Source organism: Cryptosporangium japonicum (assembly GCF_039524755.1).
Taxonomy (GTDB): Bacteria; Actinomycetota; Actinomycetes; order Mycobacteriales; family Cryptosporangiaceae; genus Cryptosporangium; species Cryptosporangium japonicum.
Map to the genome: position 1 here is coordinate 584923 of NZ_BAAAGX010000006.1, position 20320 is coordinate 605242.

The window sequence follows — 20320 nt, forward strand, 5'->3', positions numbered from 1 at the left end:
TCAGGCCTCGAACTTGTAGCCGAGTCCGCGGACCGTGACCAGGTACTGCGGGGTGCTCGGCGACGGCTCGATCTTCGCGCGCAGGCGCTTCACGTGGACGTCGAGCGTCTTCGTGTCGCCGACGTAGTCCGCGCCCCAGATCCGGTCGATCAGCTGGCCGCGGGTCAGCACCCGACCGGCGTTGCGGAGCAGCATCTCGAGCAGCTCGAACTCCTTGAGCGGCAGCGCGATGTTCGCTCCGTTGACGGTGACCGTGTGCCGGTCGACGTCCATCCGCACCGGGCCGGCCTCGAGCGTCGCCGGCGACAGCTCCTCGGGCTCGGTACGCCGACGCAGCACCGCCCGGATCCGGGCGACGAGCTCACGCGGGGAGTACGGCTTCGTCACGTAGTCGTCGGCGCCGATCTCCAGGCCGACGACCTTGTCGATCTCACCGTCGCGCGCGGTGACCATGATGATCGGCACGGTCGAGCGCGCGCGGAGCGTCCGGCACACCTCGGTGCCCGACAACCCCGGCAGCATGACGTCGAGCAGCACGATGTCGGCGCCGGCCCGGTCGAACTCGGTCAGCGCGTCCGGGCCGGTTGCGGCCAGCCCGACCTCGAATCCCTCCTTGCGGAGCATGTAGGACAAGGCGTCAGAGAACGACTCCTCGTCTTCGACCACCAGAACTCGGGTCACGCTTCACCTCTCGTACTTGCTGTGGGGCTTGCGGTGGGGCCCGCGTCGGCTTCGTCGTCGTCGGCGTCCAGGCCGGCTAACTCGGCTGCGCGGCGGGAATTGGGCTGCTCGGCGTCTCCGTCGGCGAGCTCGGTCAAGCCGTCGAGGTCCTCGAGCGCGTCGAAGTCCTCGAAGCCCGGCGAGTCGCAGCCCGGGTCGGGCAGGCGCAGCGTGAACGTCGACCCGGAGCCTTCGACGCTCCAGACGTCGACGCTGCCACCGTGGTTGGTGGCGATGTGCTTGACGATCGCCAGGCCGAGGCCGGTTCCGCCGGTCGCGCGGGAACGGGCCGGGTCGGCGCGGTAGAAGCGCTCGAAGATCCGGTCGAGGTCGGCTTCGCCGATGCCCATGCCCTGGTCGGACACCGAGATCTCGATCAGATGGCCGCGGCGCCGGGTGCCGATCGCCACCCGGGTGCGCTCGGGGCTGTAGGTGACCGCGTTCTCGACCAGGTTCGCGATGGCCGTGACCAGCTGGTTCTCGTTGCCTTCGACGACCAGCCCGCGCTCGCCGCCGGACACGACGGTGATCGTCTTGCCCTCGGCGACGGTCTTCGTGCGGTCGACGACCTCGGACACCACCCGGTCGACCGGCACGGCGACCGGCTCGGGCAGCGGGTCGGCGCCCTGCAGCCGGGAGAGTTCGATCAGCTCCTGCACCAGGCGGCCGAGGCGGCCCGACTCGTGACGCATCCGCTTGGCGAACCGCTGGACGGCGACCGGGTCGTCGACGGCGTCGAGCAGGGCCTCGGCGAGCAGCGACAGCGCGCCGACCGGCGTCTTGAGTTCGTGGCTGACGTTCGCGACGAAGTCACGGCGGACGTTGGCCAGCCGGTGCGCCTCGGTGACGTCTTCCACCTGCATCACGGCGTGGCCGCTGACGCCGAGCGGGGCGGCCCGGACCCGAACCCCCAACGGTTCCAGGCCGCGCCCGCGCGGCAGCTCAATCTCGGTTTCCCGCACCTCACCGATCTGCCGGACCTGCCGGCTGAAGGCGCGGAGCACCGAATGTCCGATCCGACCGTCCCGGACAACCCCTAGCCTACGTGCCGCAGGGTTCGCGAGCACGACATCATCGCGGGGATCTAGAACAACTACGCCGATTCCCAGCCCGTCGAGGCTCCGCCGGGCCAGATCGAGGTCGAGAGCGACGGCGGGCGCCGGGGCGGTTTCCGGCCGCGGCGGACGCCGCTGGAGGGCGAACACCGCGTACCCCACCGCTGCCCCGAGCAGCACGGCGGGTACGCCGACCAGCAGCGCCGTTACGAGATCCACGACTTCGATCGTAAGAGGCGTGAAGTCCGCAGTGACCCTAACGTGACCTGCTGACCGAAATCTGCGGCTGCTGTTCACCCGCTAGCCGCTCAACCTTCAGTGGATCGACACCGGAGCGGAAAGCCCGGCGGGCGCCCGAACTACTAACGTCAGGACGTATGCGCGATTCGTTCCACGGCGAGCTCTCGAAGATCAATGAGATCCTCGTCCGGATGACCGACCTCGCGCGAGTCGCGATGGATTCGGCGACCACCGCGCTCCTGACGTCGGACCTCCGGCTCGCCGAAGCGGTGATCTCGGGCGACGCCCAGATCGACGCGCTCCACCGTGAGCTGGAAGAACGCTCGATGGACCTGCTCGCGCGCCAGCAGCCGGTCGCGGTCGACCTCCGGACGATCATCGGCGGGCTGCGGATGGTCTCCTCGCTGGAGCGGATGGGCGACCTGGCCCGGCACGTCGCGACGATCTCACGCATGCGCTACCCGGACTGCGCCGTCCCCGACGAGCTGAAGCCGATCTTCGCCGAAGCCGCGGCAGTGGCGGACAAGCTCGTCGTCAAAACGCGTGACGTGTTAGTCGAGCGAGATGTGTCACTCGCGGCCGAGATCGTCAAGGACGACGACCGCATGGACGAGCTGCACCGCGAGCTGTTTGCCCGGGTTTTGGACGACAACTGGGCCCACGGCATGGAAGCCGCGATCGATGTGACCCTTCTGGGGCGCTTTTACGAGCGCTACGGCGACCACTCGGTCTCGCTGGCCAGGCGCATGGTGCAACTGGTGACGGGTGTGCTGCCGGCCAGCGCCTGAGGAAGAATGCGGTCGTGATGGCCGCACGCACCCCCCTGGACCGCCTTGCTCAACCGGAGACCTGGTCGACGACGCTCGCCGGGATCCTCTTCGACCTCGACGGCACGCTCGTCGACTCCACCGCGGTCGTGGAGCGTCAGTGGGCCACGTTCCTCGGCTGGTACGGGCTGCCGGCTTCGGCGCTCCCCCAGCAGTTGCACGGGAAGCGGGCCGAGGACCACATCCGCGACATGCTCCCCGCCGAACAGGTCGCCGACGCCGCCGCCCGGCTCGCGGCGCTGGAGGCCAGCGACATCGCCGGGGTGACGGCGGTCGCGGGTGCCCAGCGGCTCATCGACGCCGTCGACGGCGTGGTGCCGTGGGGCATCGTCACCAGCGGCACCCGTGCGGTCGCCACGGCCCGGCTGGCGGCGGCCGGGCTACCGACCCCGGGTGTGCTGGTGACCGCGGAGGACGTCCAGGCCGGCAAACCCGACCCGGAGCCCTACGTGCTGGGGATGGAGCGGCTCGGCGTCGGCGGAGCGGTCGTCGTGTTCGAGGACGCACCGGCCGGGATCCGCTCCGGACGCGACGCCGGGTGTCCGGTCGTCGCGGTCTCCACGTCCCACCCCGCCGAGGACCTCGGCGAGGCGGACGTGGTGGTTCCCGATCTGACCCGGATCGGCCTCACCGCACCGGCGAAGGACGATTCCGCGGTGCTGACCGCAGTGGCCTAGCGACCCTGGTTGGCCACGGCGGCCACGGCGGCCTTCGCAGCGTCCGGGTCGAGGTAGGTGCCGCCCGGGTTGGTGGGCTTGAGCTCGGCGTCGAGGTCGTAACGCAGCGGGATGCCGGTGGGGATGTTCAGGCCGGCGATCGCCTCGTCGCTGACGCCGTCGAGGTGCTTCACGACCGCACGCAGCGAGTTGCCGTGCGCGGCGACCAGCACGGTCTTGCCGGCCTGCAGGTCGGGCACGATCGAGTCGTACCAGTACGGCAGCGCGCGCTCGAGCACGTCCTTGAGGCACTCGGTCTGCGGCCGCAGCTCCGGCGGCAGCGCCGCGTACTGCGCGTGGTCGAACTGGGACCACTCGTCGTCCCGGTCCAGCGGCGGGGGCGGCGTGTCGTAGGAGCGCCGCCAGAGCATGAACTGCTCCTCGCCGAACTCCTCGAGCGTCTGCTTCTTGTTCTTGCCCTGTAGAGCGCCGTAGTGCCGCTCGTTCAGGCGCCAGCTGCGGGTCACCGGGATCCAGAGGCGGTCCAGCGCGTCGAGCGCGATGATCGACGTCCGGATGGCCCGGCGCAGCACCGACGTGTGCAGCACGTCGGGCAGCAGCCCGGCCTCCTTCAGCAGCTCACCGCCCCGACGCGCCTCGTCCTCGCCCTTAGCCGTGAGGTCGACGTCGACCCACCCGGTGAACAGGTTCTTCGCGTTCCACTCGCTCTCGCCGTGGCGGAGCAAAACCAGGGTTCCGATCGCTGCACTCATACCTCACAGCCTGCCAGACCTGGCTCAACCCTCCGCTTGCACCACCGAGATGGAGTAGGGCGGCAGCGAGACCGTCGTCGACCGCTGGCTCGTTTTTGTCGGCGGAACGCTCTTCTCGGGCTCACCGGCGTTGTCCGCGGCGTCCCCGGGGTTCCAGTCGTAGTTCTCGCTGGAGTACTGGTACATCTCGATCGGGCCGTCGAGGTCACCGCCGCTGCCCTCGATCTTGACCTTGACCGTCTTCTTCGGGTCCTTGTTGAGCAGCATCACCGAGACCTTGCCGTCCGGCCGGCGAACCGAGTAGGCCGTGACCTGCGGGTTTCCGTCGGGCAGCTTGAGGTCGGACTCGGTCTTGAGCACCTGGTGCTTCTCGTTACCCGGCTTCACCCAGTGCCGCGTGACGAGCTGCGCGGCGAAGTACCCGACGACCGGCCGGATCTTGAAGTCCTCGTAGAACTGCAACAGCATCAGGTTGCCGTAGGTGTTGCACTTCTCGCCTTCCTTCTCCTGGAAGGACCAGTTCGGCTCGAGCCCGTAGTAGTAGCTCGTGTTGCCACCCTTGGCCAGGAACATGGCCGCGGTCTCGACGTTGACGATCGCGCCGGGGAACTCCACCTCGACCTCACCGGCGAACGACGAGTAGCCGTACTCGGTGATCACCATCGGGATGTCCTTGGGCAGACCGTTCTTGTACTGCTTCTCGATGATGTCGTTGAACAGCTTCGGGTGCTCGGCGATCTGCTTGTCGTGCTTCCCGCAGACGTCGTCGAACGGGTACCACTCGAACGAGAAGAAGTCGAAGTCGTCCATGCGCTTGTTCGCCGTCAGGTACTTCACGAACCGGCTGGTCCAGGAGTTGTCGCCGTTCTTGTCGCGCCAGTGGATCCAGTCCGGGATGACCGTCTGGTACCCCGGGCCACCCATCTGGATGTCCGGCGCCACCTTCTTGATCGCGTCCGCGACCTGCATGTACAGCTGCGCGTAGTCCTCCGGCGTGGCCAGCTGACCGTCGGGCTCCTCACCCATCTCCACCTGGAAGAACGGGAACTTCTTCTTCTTGAGGTACGAGATGAGCGAGGCGGCGTCCTCCGGGATGCCGTAGAGCACCGGCACCGGGATCATCATCGGCTCGTTGTTCGTCAGCCCGCTGGCGTAGGTGCGCTCGAAGCTGGCGTGCTCGTAGTTCTTGTCCATGTCCGTCGCGCGGTGCCACGGGTCGGTGGACGAGACCCAGGTCGGCGACTGCTCCTGGTCCTTGCGGTGCACGATGTGGTCGACGAACGAGCCGTCCTTGGTGTAGCCGATCGACAGCTCACGCACCGAGTAGCCGAGCCGGTCGCGGATGTCTCCGCTGTCGGGCCCGGTGCCGGACGCCTCCGACATCACGATGCGTACGAACTGCGCGTCCATCGGCGAGTCGGCGACCGTCACGGTCTGCTTGCCGCCCGTGCCGGTGATCTCGCCGACCGGGAAGTCCTTCCAGTTCGCCGTCGGGTGCGCGGGGTGGATCGCGTCGTTGCTGCCGGACCAGTACTGGATCCGGAACCGCTTCGCGTACGCGTCGCCCCAGTTGATCGTGATGTCCTGCACCGGCTTCGCGTAGCCGAGACCGATCATGATCCACTGCTCGTGCTCGGTGGAATCCTTCTTCGTGAAGTGCGGATCCAGGTACGGATTGCTCTTCCAGAAGCTCTCCGGGTCACCGTCGGTCATCTTGGCGAACGCGTCGTTGTTCGCCTGGTCGATCGTGTTGCCGCGGCGCGGGAGGTTGTAGCCGTAGGAGACGCCGGCGTCCTTCTCGACGGTGTCGCTGGAGGTCCAGTAGCCCTCCTTCTTGCCCGGGTTGCTCCAGGTGCCGACCGGGTTCCAGTGCCAGGCCTTGACGCCGAGCTCGGTACGCAGGCGGTAGCTGATCGAACCCCAGCCGGCCGACTTCATCGCGGTGATGTTCGTCGGCGTCCAGACCTTGTCGATCTCGCCGCCCTCGAGGCCGTCGACGCCGGCGCCGAGCTGCTTGTGGGGCTGGAACTCCTGGACGACGTCGTTGAGGGCGACGGTGACCGTGCCGTCGGCGGAGCCGGAGAGTAACTGGAACGGCGGCCGGACCTTGCTGTCTGCGGCCATCAGCGCCAACACGATGATCGCCGCGGCGGCCGAGATCAGCTTCGGACGCTGCCAGAGCGGGCGCACGTCGGCGATCTTCTTGCCGCCGTCACGGGCGCGGCGGTGGCCGGGACCGTCGGCGGGGCTCACCGGGGCGTCGGCGAGCGGCAGGCCTACGCCCGGACCGCTACCGGTGGCGGCGGCGCCGGCCGACCACCCCAGCTCGGGCGAGGCCGCGGGCTGGGCCGGGCCGGCCGACCAGCCGACCTGCGCCGCGGGCCCGGTCGCGGGCGGCGGACCGGCCGGGGCGGGTGGGCCCGACGGAGAGTACGGGCCGGCCGGAGAGGCCGGCGGAGCGTACGGGCCCGGAGCTGCGGACGCGGGCCGCGGGGGCACCGGCATCCCGGAGACCGGGCGGGGCGGTACCGGCAGGCCGGAGACCGGCCGGGGCGAGTACGGCGGCCCGGACGCGGGGGGCGGCGCGGGAACACCCGAGACGGGAGGAACCGGCGAGCCGTACGTGGTGCCGTGAGACGGCGGCGGAGGCGGCGGAGCCGAGTACCGGCCCCGGTCGTCGTAGCCACCGTCGTCGTAACGGCCGTACCCGCCCCGGTCGTCGTACCCGTTCCGATCGTCGTAGCCACCGCGGTTGTCGTAGCCACCGCGGTTGTCGTACCCGCCGCGGTCGTCGTAACGGTTGCGGTCGTCGTAGCCACCGCGCTCGTCGTAGCCACCGCGGTGGTCGTACCCGTCGTGACGGCCGGCGTCGTGCTGCGGCCGACCACCGCCGTACACGGTGCCCGATTCGTGCGGGTCCGCGTCGTACTCGTAGTGCCGTGGCATCGGTGGTGGCGGAGGAGGAGCCGAACGATGACGCACGTCCTGATCGTCCGACTGGCCGTCGTGGTTCCACCCACCACGCCCGCCGGGACCGTATTGACCGCCCTCGTTCACGCTGCTCCCCGTAGACCGGCAGGGCAACTGACAACCGTTACCCCGTCAGGCGCGATGGTAGGCAGCGAGCGCCGCCGCGAAATCGGTGTTCCGTCCCGCAAATCGGGTCACACCGATCACGTCTGGCTCAAACTTTTACGCGTCAGCTAAGCATCGTTTAAGAGAATTCACAGGATCGCGGTTCGGTCCCCGCATTGACCGTAAAGCTCGGAATCATCCCTCCATGCGACCGAACCGCGTACCTGAGATCAAACCTTGGCCCCGTCCCCCGAAGGCTCCCCCGAGGGTTCCTCCGCAGCGTCGTCCGGTTCCGAAGGTCCCGTCCCAGCGGCGTCCACGGAGCTAGCCCGCTGCCGCCGCGGCAGGAACAGCACCGCGACGATCGCACCGAGCCAGGCCACCACCGCCGAGCCCACCGCGGTCAGGTGCATGGCGTCCACAAAAGCGTCCTTGGCCGCTTCGACGAGCGCCAGCGCGTCCCGGGCCGACGACGGCGCGGTGGCGACCAGACGGCCAGCCGCCTCGAGCGCGCCGCCGATCGACTCCCCCGCGTCGTCGCGGGCCGCCGCGGGCAGCACGTCGACGGCGTCGCCCAGGTGCGAGCGGTAGGACGCCGAGAGCAACGACCCCATGATCGCGACGCCGAGCGCGCCACCGACCATCCGCACCGTGTTGTTCACCGCCGAACCCGCCCCGGCGCGAGCACGCGGTACCGCCGACATCACCGCCTCGGTGGCCGGCGCCATCGCGTTGCCCATGCCGAAGCCGAGCGCGAACACGATGATCTCGATGACCCAGATCGGGGTGTCCCGGCCGACGAACGTGTACGCGCCGAGCGCGGTACCGACCAGCGTCATGCCGAACGCGACCACGACCCGGGTGCCGAAGCGCTGCGCCATCTTGGCCGAGCGGGGCGCGGCGAGCGCGATGCCCACCGCGACCGGAACCACGAGCAGACCGGCTTCCAGCGGCGAGTAGTTCCGCACCGCCTGCCAGAAATAGGCCAGGAAGAACGTCGCGCCCTGCATGGCGAAGAAGACGAGGCCGATGCTCACCGCTCCGGCCGAGAACGCGGGGTTGCGGAACAGCGTGACGTCCAGTGAGGGGTGGCTGCTGCGTACCTCGACGAACACGAACAGCGCGACCAGCGCGATGCCGCCGAGAATCGGCCCCAGCACCGCCGGCGATCCCCACTCCGTGGTCTCGCCGCCGTGGATGATGCCGTACACCAGCAGCGACAGGCCGGCGATCGAGAGCAGCACGCCGAACGGGTCGATCCGCCCCGGCGACGGGTCCTTCGACTCCGGCACCACCAGCGCGATCGCGACGACGCCCACCAGCACGAACGGCACGTTGACCAGGAAGACCGAGCCCCACCAGAAGTGCTCGAGCAGCAGCCCGCCGGTGACCGGGCCGATCGCGATGCCGATGCCCGAGAAGCTGGCCCAGATGCCGATCGCCCGGCCGCGCTCGGAGGGGTCGAAGACGTTCGTGATGACCGAGAGCGTCTGCGGCTGCACCAGCGCCGCGCCGATCCCCATCAGCGCGCGGGTGCCGATCAGCTGGCCGGGCGTGGACGCGAACGCCGAGGCCACCGACGCCAGCCCGAACACGACCATGCCGACGAGCAGGAACAGCCGCCGCCCGTACCGGTCGCCGAGCACACCGGCGCTGAACATCAGACCGGCGAAGACCAGCGTGTACGAGTTGATCGCCCATTCCATCTGGGACTGGGTGGCGCCCAGATCGGCCTGGATGGTCTTCAGGGCGACGTTGAGGATGGTGTTGTCGAGGATGACGACGAGCAGGCACACCACCAGCACGCCGAGAATCAACCAACGGCGGCGATGCACGGTCTGAGCGTCCACGGGCCGGACGCTACTGCGCGTTTCTTGTGTCCTGCAACTAGTTGCCGGCCCAGTCGGCGAACGCCTCCAGGTTCTGCAGCGACTCGCCGCGTTTCACCCGCCAGGCCCACTCACGCCGGATAGCACTGGGAAATCCGATTTCGAGCATCGAATTGAAGCTGTTGTCCGAATACTCCAGCACGGCACCGAGGATGCGATCGAGTTCGTCCTCGGTGACCGAGGCGAGCGGCAGCCGCCCGGTGAGATATACGTCACCGGCCTTGTCGATGCTCCACGAGACCCCGTACATCCGGGCGTTCTTCGTGAGCAGGTACGCGTACAGCTCCTCGCGGTTCTCGTCCGGATGCCGCATGACGAACGCTTCCACGCGCAGCGAGTGGTCGCCGATCACGAGGTTCGCCAGCGTCTTCTGCTTGCGCGTCCCCGGCAGGGTCACGACGAAGTCGCCACCGGGCGTGCGTTCGTAGTCGGCTTCCCGGTCCTTCAGAAACGCTTCGAGGACGGCGGTCAGCTCTTCTTTCGTCGCCACGCAACCTCCTAGACCGGGGTCAGATCGCCCCGGCGTTGCCGCATTGCGGCACGGTACCCGTCCAGAAGGCCGTCAGCCGTGCGCTGCCAGGAGAATCGTGCGGCGTGCACCACACCTCCGCGCCCGAGCGCGGCGCGGAGCCGGGGCTCGGCGATCAGCCGGCCGAGCACGCGGGCGTAGTCGCCGGGGTCGTGGGAGCCGACCAGCACGCCCGACGCTCCGTCGGCCACCGCGGTCCTTAACCCACCGACCGACGCGGCGACCACCGGCGTGCCGCAGGCCTGCGACTCGACCGCGACCAGCCCGAACGACTCGTTGTGGCTCGGTACGACGGTGACGTCCGCGGCGCGGTAGAGCTGCCCCAACTCGTCGGGCGGGATCGGCGCGAGGAAGCGGACCAGGTCGCTGACGCCCAGCGACGACGCGAGCCGCCGCAGCGCCGCCGGCTCGCCCATGCCGTTGCCGCTGGCCCCGCCGCACACGACGACGGTCAGCGACCGCCGCAGCGACGGATCGGCCGCGACCAGCTCGGCGGCCGACCGCACCAGGATGTCCGGCGCCTTCAGCGGCTGGATGCGCCCCACGAACAGCAGCACGGTGCCGTCCTCCGGCAGGCCGAAGTGCCGCCGCGCCACCCGCCGGTCACCGGGCTGGAACCGCCCCAGGTCGACGCCGGGCGACACCGTCGCGACGCGGGCGGCCTCGGCGCCGTAGAGGTCGACGAGCTGGCGCGCCTCGGCCGGGGTGTTGGCCACGAGCAGGTCGGAGTCGGCGACGACCTGTTCCTCGCCGAGTACCCGGCTGGCGGGTTCCGGCCGGTCGCCGTCGGCCAGCGCGGCGTTCTTCACCTTGGCGAGCGTGTGCGCCGAGTGCACCAGCGGCACGCCCCAGCGCATCCGGGCGAGCGTGCCCACCTGCCCGGACAGCCAGTAGTGCGAGTGCACGAGGTCGTACCAGCCGGGTTCCTGGTGCGCTTCGGCCTCCAGCACCGCGCCGGAGAACGCGCAGAGCTGGCCGGGCAGTTCGTCGCGCCCGAGCCCCTCGTAGGGGCCGGCCGGGACGTGGCGCACCAGCACCCCGGGCGTCATCTCGACGATCGGGGGCAGGTCGGACGAGGTGGCCCTGGTGAAGATCTCGACCTGCACGCCGGCACCGGCCAGGCGTCGGGAGACCTCCGCGACGTAGACGTTCAGCCCGCCGGCGTCGCCGGTTCCTGGTTGGTCTAGCGGAGAGGTATGGAGTGTGATCGTCGCGACCCGCCGTGGCAACTCTCGTCCGTCCCGTTGCCGGCGAGCCGAAAACGACACCCCGCACTCTCCCCTCGACACATCCGGTCCGACACTACGTAACACTCTCGCCTTCAACCATCTTCCTGCCCGGGCCGTGACGCACCGCACCGGGCATGCGGCAGGATCGAGTCATGAGTAACCCGAGGCCGGTCGCGGTAGTCACCGGCGCCAGCAGTGGAATCGGAGCCGCGAGCGCACGGCGGCTGGCCGCCGAGGGCTATCAGGTCGTGCTCGGGGCCCGGCGACGCGACCGGCTGGACGCGCTCGCCGCGGAGATCGACGGGGTCGCGCTCACGCTCGACGTCACCGACGCGGCCTCGGTCGCCGCGTTCGCCGAGGCCGTCGAGGCGCTCCCCGGGCCGCTCGAGGTGCTGCTCAACAACGCCGGCGGGGCGAAGGGCCAGGAGCCGATCGAGGTCACCGACCCGGCCGACTGGCAGTGGATGTACGAGGTCAACGTCATCGGCACGCTGCGGGTCACCAAGGCGCTGCTGCCCGCGCTGAAGGCCGCCGACTCCGCGCACGTCGTGCTGATGTCGTCCACCGCCGGGCACGGCGTCTACGAGGGCGGCGCCGGGTACACCGGGGCCAAGCACGCGGTCAACGCGTTCTCCGAGACGCTGCGGCTGGAGCTGAACGGGCTGCCGATCCGGGTGACCGAGATCGCACCCGGCATGGTCCGCACGGACGAGTTCTCGACGGTCCGGTTCGGTGGCGACCAGGCCCGCGCCGACAAGGTGTACGAGGGCGTCGCGGAGCCGCTGACCGCGGAGGACGTCGCCGACGTCGTCGGGTGGACCGTGACCCGCCCCCGTCACGTCGACATCGACCTGGTGGTGGTCCGTCCGGTCGCGCAGGCCGCCAACCACAAGGTGCACCGGGTTACGGAATGAAGCGTGCGCCGCGGCTGGCCGCCGGGCGCGCTCGCGCGCTGGGCCTGCCCACCCGGGGCACCACGAACCCCAACCGGCTGCGCCGGATGGACCGGTGGCTCGTCGACACCCAGCCGCTGCCGCCGTCGGCGCTGGTGGTCGACCTGGGATACGGCTCGTCGCCGGTCACGACCGTGGAGCTCTACGGCCGGCTGCGTGCGCGCCGCCCCGACGTCCGGGTCGTCGGGCTGGAGCTGGACGCCGAACGGGTGGCCGCGGCGGCGGACGCGGCCGCACCGCCGGGGCTCACGTTCCGGCGCGGGGGGTTCGAGCTGGCCGGGCTGCGGCCCGCGGTGGTCCGCGCCGCGAACGTGCTGCGTCAGTACGACGAGGCGGCGGCGGCCGACGCGTGGCGGACGCTCGGCCGTGGCCTGGCGCCCGGCGGGCTGCTCATCGACGGCACCTGCGACGAGCTGGGGCGGATCGGCGGCTGGGTCGCGCTCGGCCCGGAGGGACCGCGGACGCTGACGTTCGCGGTGCGCGTGGCCTCGCTCGACCGGCCGTCGACGCTGGCCGAGCGGCTGCCCAAAGCCCTGATCCACCGCAACGTGCCGGGTGAGCGGGTACACGCGCTGCTGGTCGCGTTCGACGCCGCCTGGGACGCCGCCGCCCCGATGGCTCCGTTCGGCCCCCGCCAGCGCTGGGTGGCGGCGGTCCAGGGGCTGGCCGCCGAGGGCTGGCCGGTGCTCGACGGCGTGCGCCGCTGGCGGCTGGGCGAACTCACGCTCCCGTGGGAGTCAGTAGCGCCCCTTGCCGAGCTCGACGCCGACCAGGCGCGGCTCGGGGACTAGCGTCACGCCGTAGGCGCCCTGGACACCGGCGACGATCTCCTCGGCGAGGTCGAGCAGCGCCGCGGTGGTGCCGTCGCCGCGGTTGGTGAGCGCGAGCGTGTGCTTCGTCGAGATGCCGACGCCGTCGCGTCCGTAGCCGCGCCGGAAGCCGGCCCGCTCGATCAGCCAGGCCGCGGACGTCTTCACCCGGCCGTCGGGTGCGTCCCACCGCGGCGGCGCCTCCGGCAACCGGATCTCCAGGTCGGCGAACACGTCGGGGTCGAGCACCGGGTTGGTGAAGAACGAACCGACGCTGCGGGTGTCCGGGTCGTCGGGGTCGAGCACCATCCCCTTGCCCCGGCGCAGCCCGAGAACGGCGTCCCGGACGTCACCGAGCGGCGCCGCGGCACCGGCCGGCACGCCCAGCACCCGGGTCAGCTCCCCGTAGCGCAGCGGACGTGACTCCAGGCTCGGCCGCAGGCGGAACCGCACCGAGAGCACCACGTACCGCTCGGTCTGCTTGAACGTCGAGTGCCGGTAGCCGAACTCGCACTCCGCCGCGGAGAGCTGCACGATCTCGTCCTGCACCCGGTCGTACGCGGTGACGTCGATCAGCACGTCGGAGACCTCGGCCCCGTACGCGCCCACGTTCTGGATCGGCGTCGCGCCGGTGGAGCCCGGAATACCGGAGAGGCACTCGAGCCCCGACCATCCCTCGACCACGCTCTGCTCGACCAGCGCGTCCCAGTCGTGACCGGCCTGCACGGTGAGCTCGATGTCCTCACCCCGCCGGGTGGCCACCACGCCGTCCGACCGCACCAGGACGACCGTTCCGGCGAACCCCTCGTCGGCGATCACGACGTTGCTGCCACCGGCGAGCACGAGCAGCGGCCGCCCCGTGGCGTCGGCCAGGCGGACCGCTTCGGCGATCTCGGAGGCGTCAGCGGCCGTGACGAGGGTGGCCGCCGGGCCACCCAGACCGATGGTGGTCAGGGGAGCCAGGGAAGGGTCGCTCACGCCTGGAACGATACGGCTCGACCACGGATTGTCGACGGCCCGCCCGGGGTATCGGATCGGCGGACACCCTAGGCTGGTTCCAAGCACCCACCACGACAGGACGCGACATGAGCGACAGCCGCCCGAACGCGGAGTTCTGGCTGGACAGTCTGCGGCGCGAAGGCGCTGCCTTCCGCGCGGCGCTGACCCCGGAGACGCTCGACTCGCCGGTGCCGTCCTGTCCGGAGTGGAACGTGGGCCAGCTGGTGGCGCACCTCGGCGCGGTCTACCGGCGCCACGGTGCGCACGTGGGCCGCGGCGTGACGTCCGACCCCGGCGGCGCGATCGATCCGAGCGCGGCTCCGGCCGGGCCGGCCGTGATCGAGTGGTGGGACGAGTCGTTCCGCCTAATCCTGGCCGCGCTCGAGTCCACCGATCCGGCTTCGCCGGCGTGGAACTGGTCGATCGTGCAGGACAAGACCGCGAAGTTCTGGTTCCGCCGGATGGCGCACGAGACCGCGGTGCACCGCTGGGACGCCCAGCTCGGCGCGGGCGCGGCGTTGACCGAGTCGATCGAGACCCGGCTGGCGGTCGACGGCGTCGACGAGGTGCTCGACACCTGGCTGCCGTCCAAGCACGACTGGGACCCCGAGGGCCAGCGCGGGGTCGTGACGCTGCGCACCACCGACGCCGACGCGCACTGGGCGGTGCGCCTGCGTGGCGTCGGGATCTCGCTGCTCGACACCGGCACGGTGTTCGACGACTCACCGCACGCCCAGAGCGCGGTCAGCGGCACGGCCAGCGACCTGCTGCTGGTGCTGTGGGGCCGGGTGCCGCTCTCGGTGCTCACGATCGAGGGCAACCCCGAGCTACCCCGGGTGCTGATCCGCTAGCGGGGTGATCACCGGGTTTCGGGTGTGCTGGTAGATCACCGAGCTGTTGAAGCCGACGACCTCCCGGCGGCCGCTGAGCCGGTCCATCAGGAAGTTGTGCATCGCGTCGACGTCCGGCACGGCGACGTGGAGCAGGAAGTCGTCGCGGCCGGCGACCACGTACACCGACAGCACCTCCGGCAGCGCCGCCGCGTAGCTCTTGAAGCCCTCGATGACGCCGCGGTTGAGCGGCCGCACCTGCACCGAGATCAGCGCCTGCACGTGCCGGTTGAGCGCGGCCAGGTCCACGCCGGCGTGGAAGCCGGTGAGCACGCCGGACGCGCGGAGCGCACGCACCCGCTCCAGGCACGTCGACGGCGCGATGCCGACCGCGGCGGCGAGTTCGCGGTTGGTCTGCCGTGCGTCGCGCTGCAGATGGGCCAGGATCGCCGAATCGAGTTCGTCCACGACCGGGATTGTGCCCCAGGATCCGAATTTCGTTCGGCGTTCCGGTTCAGGTGCCGTTCCAACGCCTAGCTTCGGCGCATGTTCACGCACGAAGAACTCCACGTCCGGGCCGGTCGGCGCACCGGGCTCCCGATCGTCGTCGCGGTCCACTCCACCGTGCTCGGCCAGGCGCTCGGTGGCTGCCGGCTCTGGCACTACGACGACTGGCGCGACGGCGTCGAGGACGCACTGCGGCTCTCGGCCGCGATGACCGCGAAGAACGCGCTGGCCGGGCTGGCCAACGGCGGCGGCAAGACCGTCGTACCGCTCCCGCCGGGGGTGAACGTCGACGCCGACACCCGGCGGGCCCTGCTCCACGACGTCGGCGACACGATCGAGGCGCTCGACGGGCGCTACGGCACCGGGCCCGACGTCGGCACCGGCCCGGACGACATGGTGGTGATCGGCGAGCGCACGCCGCACGTGTTCTGCCGCCCGGCGGCGCACGGGGGCAGCGGGAGCTCGTCGCCCGGGACGGCCGCCGGGGTGATCGCGGCGCTGCGGGCCACGGTCGCCCGGCTCGACGGTGACACCGAGCTGGGCGGTCACACGTTCGCGGTGGTGGGTCTGGGCTCGGTCGGCGCCGACGTCGCCGGGCGCCTCGCCGCCGCCGGAGCCCGCCTGGTCGTCTCCGACGTCCGGCCCGACGCGGAAACGCTGGCCGCGGAGCTGGGCGCGCGCTGGAGCCGGCCCGGCGACGCGCTGACCGCCGAGGTCGACGTGGTGATCCCGGCCGCGCTCGGCGGGATCCTCACCGCGGAGCTGGTACCCGCGCTGCGCTGCCGTGCCGTCGTCGGCCCGGCGAACAACCAGCTCGCCGAACCCGCGGTCGCCGGGCTGCTGCACGAGCGAGGAATCCTCTGGGCCCCGGACTACGTCGCCAGCGCCGGCGGCATCGTCCACGCGGTCGCCTCCGAGCTCTACCGCGAGCCCGAGGACGTCGTCGCCCGGCGCATCGAACGCATCGGTGACACGCTCACCGAGATCTACGCCGCCGGCGAAGCCCCGGACGTCACCGCGGAGAAGCTGGTCGCCGCCCGGCTCACGCCAGGAACTCGCTGATCCGGCGGCGCAGGTCGGCGCGCTGGTTCCAGAGCGGCCCGGGCTCGGAGTAGACGTGCAACGTGGCGTCGGGCAGGGCGTCGGCCAGTTCCTCGGCGACGGTCGCGGGGTGCAGCGGATCACCCACCGCGCCGATCACCAGCACCGGCGCGCGCACGGCACGCAGCGCCCCGGCCGACGGCACGGCGGTCAGCCCGGGCAGGCGACGCAGGGCCGCGGCGAGGCCGGGTGCGCCCAGCGCGATCGTCCGCTGGCGGACGTACGTGCGTGCCGCCGCGGTGCCGGCCAGGTCGTCGGGCACCTCGAGCGCCACCACCGAGGCCAGGCGGTCCTCGTCGTCGGCGTCGAGCGCGTCGGCGAGCGCGACGAACCGGCCGCGCGCCTCGACCGGGCGCGGCCGGTCGAGTACGGCGGGCAGGAACAGCACGAGACGCTCGAAGCGCTCCGGGTCGTCGGCGATCAGCCTGGTCAGCGCACCGGCACCGAGGCTGGCGCCGACCGCGCGGGTGGCGCCGTGCGGATCGGCCACCCGGCGGACGTCGTCCGCGAGCGTGCCGTAGTCCCAGCCGGGCGGCAGCGGCCCCGACGTGCCGTGGCCGCGGAACGCGAGGAACACCCGGGTGCCGACGACACCCGACCCGAGCGGCCGGGTGTCGTTGATGCCACCACCGAACCCGTGTGCGAACACGGTGACCGGGCTGCCGCTGCCGGTGACCATCCAATCGAGGCCATCGGTGCGACCGACGCCTACCAGCGGCTACCGCCGCCGCTGATCTCGCGGATGCGCGGCCGGACGTCGAGCAGGTACACGAGTGCCGCGATCAACGCGATCATCGCGAACAGCATGCCGAAGGCGAAGAACAGCAGGGATGCCAGCATCGTGCCGCCGATCAGCGCCAGCCAGACACCCTTCTGCAGCGTCTCGACGGCCGGGAACGCCTCTGCTTTCTGCATCAGCGCATGCACGAACGCCCACGCCTCGAGACCGAGGCTGACTACCAGGACCACCAAATTGATGACCTGGATGACTTGGCCTACCCATCCACCCACGGGATTCAGCCTACAGGCCCCTACTTCAGCGAGATCAGGATCTCGTCGGAGTAGTCGCCGACCGGGTTCATCTTGAGCTCGGCGGGCTTCTGGTCGGCCGGGATGTCGAAGACGATGATGCCGACCGCGCTCTTGCCCGGGTAGATGTTCTCGAACAGCGGCTGCTTGCCGTCCGGGTTCGCCTTGTACGACGAGAAGTCGACGTAGGTCTCGCCGCCCTGCTCGTCGATCAGGTAGGTGCCGAAGTCCTTGGGCTTGAGCGCCTTCTTACCGGTGTTCTCGAACTTGAGGTCGATCAGGCAGAACTGGCCCTTCTGGGTCTCGTAGACGCCGTAGCCCTCACCGACCGTCTTGACGCCGCAGCGCGGCGCGCCGGTGACCGTGATCACCAGGTCGCCCTGGCGGATCGGCTTGCCGATCGACCCCTTGCCGCTGGTGGGAGCGGTGGAGTCGGTCCCCGGGTCGGAGCCGGCGTCGCTGTCGCTCTGCGGGGCACCGCCGGTGGGGGCGGCGTCGCTGATCGAGACCGTCGGGTCGTCGGACGGGTCGTCGCGGTTGGAGATGAACACCGCTGCGATGACGCCACCGGCGATCATGATCAGCACGACCGCCGCGACGATCGCGCCGACGATCAGACCGACGTTGCGCTTCGGGCCCTGCGGACCCGACGGCGGCGGAGGCCCGCCGAAGCCGGAGTTGCCGCCGTAACCGGGAGGCGGCCCGTACGCGGGGTTGCCGGTGAAGCCGGGAGCACCGGAACTCGGCGCGCCGGGGTAGGTGGCGTTCGGGTCACCGTAGCCGGGAGCACCGCCGGAGCTCGGCGCTCCGGGGTAGCCGGGGGCGCCACCGGAGCTCGGAGCCCCGGGGTAACCGGGAGCACCGCCGGGTTGGGGAGCACCGCCGTAACCGGGGTTGGGGCCGTAACCCGGGTTGCCCCCGTAGCCGGGCTGGTATCCGGGTGCCTCGGGCTGACCCATCGCGAAAACTCCAGTTCCCCGTTAACTCACACGTGACCGTGGAATCCAACCACGCGTTCGCCACCAGGCGAAGAGGCTTGAGAAGGGCTTAAGCCTGGCCCGGGCCGGTACCCGTGAGAACCGGTCGGGTCGCGTACGGAACGCGAATCCCCGGCTCCGCTGCGGAGCCGGCGGTCCAGGCCGTGCCCCCCAATTGGTGGGCATGTCGCATCAGCTCGGCCAGCCGGAGCGAGAGACCGGTCACATCCACGGCCGCCGACGCCGGCGGGCAGTCGAGCGTCGCCACCGTAAGGTCCACCGGGCGCCCGTAACGATCCTCCGGACGGACGTCGAGCAGCGAGCGGATCGTCCGATCCACCGCCGTCCGATCGGTGAGCATCACGAACGCGCCGGCCCCGAAGTGCCCCAACCAGCAACCGCCGCCCATCGACGCGGCGACCCGGCGCAGCACGGCCGCGGCCTCGACGATCAACGCGTTGCCGGCCAGGAAGCCCTCGGCCTCGACGACGGACTCCCGGTCGAGGCTGATCCACGAGATCGCGACGCCGCCCGGGTCACGCAGCCGGCGCCGGACGGTCTCCTCGACGACCTTGCCGCTGGGCAGTTCGGTGACCGGATCCAGCGAGATCGCGACGTCGACCTGGTTGCGCTGCGACGCGGTCAGCAGGTCGGCGACCCGGACGATGCCGACGCAGCGCCCGTCGCGGTCGGCGACCACCAGGTCGTCGTAGACCCGGCTGCGCGAGCGGGACGTGACCAGCCGGATCGCCTCCGACACCGGCGTGTCGGCCGCGACCAGCCGGGGCTGCACCGCGTGCTGGAGCACACCGCGCCGGGCGTGCAGCGCGTGCCCGAACGGCCCGCTGGCCGCCAGCATGAACGTTCCCCGCGGGATGACCCCGGCGATGTGGCCGGACTCGTCCAGCAGGACCACGGTCAGCAGGTCCTCGTCCAGGCCGAACACGTCGCGGATCTCGTCGCCGGAAGCCTCGACCGAGGCCACCATGGCCCGGCGCAGCAGCTCACGGATGGTCTGACCCTCGAACGCGTCGCCAGCGCGGTCGTCGGCGCCGGGTGCGGGCCGGTCGGTGGCGAGCAGCGGCGGAACCGCGACGACGTCACGCCACTGCGCGTCGACGCCACCGAGCGCCGCACCCTGGCCGTAGGCGACGCCGAGCGAGCGCAGCGCGGTGATCGTGGCGTCCGACTCGACGCCGGTGGCGGTCAGCGTCGCACCGATCTTGCGGGCGAAGAGCACGACCGCCTCGATCACCGCGGACGCCTCCGGGTACTCGGCGATCGAGCTGACCAGCGTGTGGTGGACCTTGACGACCTGCGGGTGGATCGCGGCGAGCACGGACAGCGAGCCGTGCAGCGCACCGACGTCGTCGACGCCGATCGCGAAGCCGAGCCGACGCAGCGCCGCGCACCGGCGGCGCAGGCTCACCACGTCGGTCATGCAGTACCGCTCGGCGAGCAGCACGGTGACGGTGTCCGGTGCACGCCGGGTGGCGGCGCAGCGCTCGGCCATCGCGTCGGGCAGCCCGGGGTCGTTCAGCAGCGCGTCGGGGTGGAGCGGCAGGTGCAGCGGCGTGGGCAACCCGGCCGCCAGCTCGATCATCCGGAGCGGGTGAACGCTCCGCCCCGCGGTCAGCTCATGAGCCGGTACGCGGCCGCTGAACAGATCAACGACCGCTCTGTACTGGATCGATTCCCCCACGGGACCAGTATTCAGCCGTCCCGGCCCGTCCCGACCCGCGTTAACGCGAGGTCCGACGAATGTTCACCGAACAGAGCCACCCGATCACGATGCCGACACAATCTGCAACAACGTCCAGCGGGTCGGATGATCGGCCGAGCGCGGGGACGGACTGCCCGATCTCCGACCCGACGGCGTACGCCACCAGCACCGGTACCAGCCATCTCGCCCGCGCCCCGGCACGGAGACCGGTCAGCGCCAGCGCGGCGAAAAGCGCACTATGAACCAATTTGTCGGTTCCGGGAGGGAAGCCTGAGGGAACATCATCATTAGGAAGAAAAAGCACGAAAATACTGATTATGACGACAATGCCGAATGACACCCGCCAAGTTCGCTTCACGGGCGCCCGCTGCATTGCGCCGCAGAGCGTGTACCTAGCAT

General features: G+C 70.8%; 19 protein-coding genes. 6 read left to right on the plus strand and 13 right to left on the minus strand.

Annotation, left to right across the window (positions count from 1 at the left end; all coding sequences use genetic code 11):
* On the minus strand, window positions 1–681 hold the full coding sequence (locus ABD437_RS07650) for a response regulator (protein WP_344648022.1): 681 nt from the start codon (window positions 679–681) through the stop codon (window positions 1–3).
* Window positions 678–1994 (minus strand): sensor histidine kinase, encoded by a 1317-nt coding sequence (locus ABD437_RS07655; protein ID WP_425558105.1) that lies wholly within the window; start codon window positions 1992–1994, stop codon window positions 678–680. The genes ABD437_RS07650 and ABD437_RS07655 overlap by 4 nt, the downstream gene beginning before the upstream one ends.
* A gap of 158 nt (window positions 1995–2152) precedes the next feature.
* Between ABD437_RS07655 and phoU the strand changes: the two genes are divergently transcribed.
* The gene (phoU, locus tag ABD437_RS07660; RefSeq protein WP_344648023.1) at window positions 2153–2803 is read left to right on the plus strand and encodes a phosphate signaling complex protein PhoU; all 651 of its coding nucleotides are present in this window, start codon (window positions 2153–2155) and stop codon (window positions 2801–2803) included.
* Between the two features lie 17 nt (window positions 2804–2820).
* Window positions 2821–3519 (plus strand): HAD-IA family hydrolase, encoded by a 699-nt coding sequence (locus ABD437_RS07665; protein WP_344648024.1) that lies wholly within the window; start codon window positions 2821–2823, stop codon window positions 3517–3519.
* Here the strand turns inward: ABD437_RS07665 and ABD437_RS07670 are convergent.
* From ABD437_RS07670 to mshA, 5 genes are all read right to left on the minus strand, one after another.
* Window positions 3516–4271: a phosphoglyceromutase gene (locus ABD437_RS07670; protein WP_344648025.1), complete on the minus strand. Its 756-nt coding sequence runs from the start codon at window positions 4269–4271 to the stop codon at window positions 3516–3518. The genes ABD437_RS07665 and ABD437_RS07670 overlap by 4 nt on opposite strands.
* 24 nt (window positions 4272–4295) lie before the next feature.
* Window positions 4296–7217, minus strand: a complete 2922-nt coding sequence (locus ABD437_RS07675) for a discoidin domain-containing protein (RefSeq protein ID WP_344648026.1) — start codon at window positions 7215–7217, stop codon at window positions 4296–4298.
* A gap of 359 nt (window positions 7218–7576) precedes the next feature.
* Window positions 7577–9196 carry an MFS transporter gene (locus tag ABD437_RS07680; RefSeq protein WP_344648027.1) on the minus strand — a complete coding sequence of 540 codons (1620 nt, stop codon included), beginning with the start codon at window positions 9194–9196 and terminating at the stop codon, window positions 7577–7579.
* Between the two features lie 37 nt (window positions 9197–9233).
* A complete protein-coding gene (locus ABD437_RS07685; protein WP_344648028.1) occupies window positions 9234–9725 on the minus strand; it encodes a type III secretion system chaperone family protein in 492 nt (163 codons plus the stop codon).
* Between the two features lie 8 nt (window positions 9726–9733).
* A complete protein-coding gene (mshA, locus tag ABD437_RS07690; RefSeq protein ID WP_344648029.1) occupies window positions 9734–10993 on the minus strand; it encodes a D-inositol-3-phosphate glycosyltransferase in 1260 nt (419 codons plus the stop codon).
* 152 nt (window positions 10994–11145) lie between these two features.
* On the opposite strand from mshA, the gene ABD437_RS07695 reads away from it, so the two are divergent.
* On the plus strand, window positions 11146–11907 hold the full coding sequence (locus ABD437_RS07695) for an SDR family NAD(P)-dependent oxidoreductase (protein WP_344648030.1): 762 nt from the start codon (window positions 11146–11148) through the stop codon (window positions 11905–11907).
* Window positions 11904–12737, plus strand: a complete 834-nt coding sequence (locus tag ABD437_RS07700; protein ID WP_344648031.1) for a class I SAM-dependent methyltransferase — start codon at window positions 11904–11906, stop codon at window positions 12735–12737. Before ABD437_RS07695 ends, ABD437_RS07700 begins: the two co-directional genes overlap by 4 nt.
* On the opposite strand, the gene ABD437_RS07705 is transcribed toward ABD437_RS07700, so the two are convergent.
* Window positions 12684–13733 carry a UDP-N-acetylmuramate dehydrogenase gene (locus ABD437_RS07705; protein ID WP_344648032.1) on the minus strand — a complete coding sequence of 350 codons (1050 nt, stop codon included), beginning with the start codon at window positions 13731–13733 and terminating at the stop codon, window positions 12684–12686. The two genes, ABD437_RS07700 and ABD437_RS07705, sit on opposite strands and share 54 nt — an antisense overlap.
* Before the next feature lie 107 nt (window positions 13734–13840).
* Here ABD437_RS07705 and ABD437_RS07710 point away from each other — a divergent pair, with 107 nt between their 5' ends.
* A complete protein-coding gene (locus ABD437_RS07710; protein ID WP_344648033.1) occupies window positions 13841–14605 on the plus strand; it encodes a maleylpyruvate isomerase family mycothiol-dependent enzyme in 765 nt (254 codons plus the stop codon).
* Here ABD437_RS07710 and ABD437_RS07715 read toward each other — a convergent pair.
* Window positions 14582–15052: an Lrp/AsnC family transcriptional regulator gene (locus ABD437_RS07715; RefSeq protein ID WP_344648034.1), complete on the minus strand. Its 471-nt coding sequence runs from the start codon at window positions 15050–15052 to the stop codon at window positions 14582–14584. The genes ABD437_RS07710 and ABD437_RS07715 overlap by 24 nt on opposite strands.
* Window positions 15053–15130: 78 nt before the next feature.
* Between ABD437_RS07715 and ABD437_RS07720 the strand changes: the two genes are divergently transcribed.
* Window positions 15131–16153, plus strand: coding sequence for a Glu/Leu/Phe/Val dehydrogenase dimerization domain-containing protein (locus ABD437_RS07720; protein ID WP_344648035.1), 1023 nt, complete (start codon window positions 15131–15133; stop codon window positions 16151–16153).
* Here ABD437_RS07720 and ABD437_RS07725 read toward each other — a convergent pair.
* From ABD437_RS07725 to ABD437_RS07740, 4 genes are all read right to left on the minus strand, one after another.
* Entirely contained in the window at window positions 16134–16871 is a 738-nt protein-coding gene (locus tag ABD437_RS07725) for an alpha/beta fold hydrolase (protein WP_344648036.1), read from the minus strand. The two genes, ABD437_RS07720 and ABD437_RS07725, sit on opposite strands and share 20 nt — an antisense overlap.
* Before the next feature lie 29 nt (window positions 16872–16900).
* Window positions 16901–17203 (minus strand): DUF2516 family protein, encoded by a 303-nt coding sequence (locus ABD437_RS07730; protein ID WP_211247865.1) that lies wholly within the window; start codon window positions 17201–17203, stop codon window positions 16901–16903.
* Window positions 17204–17223: 20 nt separating this feature from the next.
* The gene (locus tag ABD437_RS07735) at window positions 17224–18180 is read right to left on the minus strand and encodes a DUF4352 domain-containing protein (protein WP_344648037.1); all 957 of its coding nucleotides are present in this window, start codon (window positions 18178–18180) and stop codon (window positions 17224–17226) included.
* A gap of 88 nt (window positions 18181–18268) precedes the next feature.
* The gene (locus ABD437_RS07740; protein ID WP_344648038.1) at window positions 18269–19801 is read right to left on the minus strand and encodes an EAL domain-containing protein; all 1533 of its coding nucleotides are present in this window, start codon (window positions 19799–19801) and stop codon (window positions 18269–18271) included.
* Between the last annotated feature and the right edge of the window lie 519 nt (window positions 19802–20320).

Bases quoted from the DNA above. Each gene is read 5' to 3' on its own strand.
- ABD437_RS07720 (WP_344648035.1), top strand. From the start codon at position 15,131: ATGTTCACGCACGAAGAACTCCACGTCCGGGCCGGTCGGCGCACCGGG.
- ABD437_RS07700 (WP_344648031.1), top strand. From the start codon at position 11,904: ATGAAGCGTGCGCCGCGGCTGGCCGCCGGGCGCGCTCGCGCGCTGGGC.
- ABD437_RS07740 (WP_344648038.1), bottom strand. From the start codon at position 19,801: ATGATCGAGCTGGCGGCCGGGTTGCCCACGCCGCTGCACCTGCCGCTC.
- ABD437_RS07710 (WP_344648033.1), top strand. From the start codon at position 13,841: ATGAGCGACAGCCGCCCGAACGCGGAGTTCTGGCTGGACAGTCTGCGG.
- ABD437_RS07725 (WP_344648036.1), bottom strand. From the start codon at position 16,871: ATGGTCACCGGCAGCGGCAGCCCGGTCACCGTGTTCGCACACGGGTTC.
- ABD437_RS07675 (WP_344648026.1), bottom strand. From the start codon at position 7,217: ATGCCACGGCACTACGAGTACGACGCGGACCCGCACGAATCGGGCACC.
- ABD437_RS07670 (WP_344648025.1), bottom strand. From the start codon at position 4,271: ATGAGTGCAGCGATCGGAACCCTGGTTTTGCTCCGCCACGGCGAGAGC.
- ABD437_RS07665 (WP_344648024.1), top strand. From the start codon at position 2,821: ATGGCCGCACGCACCCCCCTGGACCGCCTTGCTCAACCGGAGACCTGG.
- ABD437_RS07735 (WP_344648037.1), bottom strand. From the start codon at position 18,180: ATGGGTCAGCCCGAGGCACCCGGATACCAGCCCGGCTACGGGGGCAAC.
- ABD437_RS07695 (WP_344648030.1), top strand. From the start codon at position 11,146: ATGAGTAACCCGAGGCCGGTCGCGGTAGTCACCGGCGCCAGCAGTGGA.
- phoU (WP_344648023.1), top strand. From the start codon at position 2,153: ATGCGCGATTCGTTCCACGGCGAGCTCTCGAAGATCAATGAGATCCTC.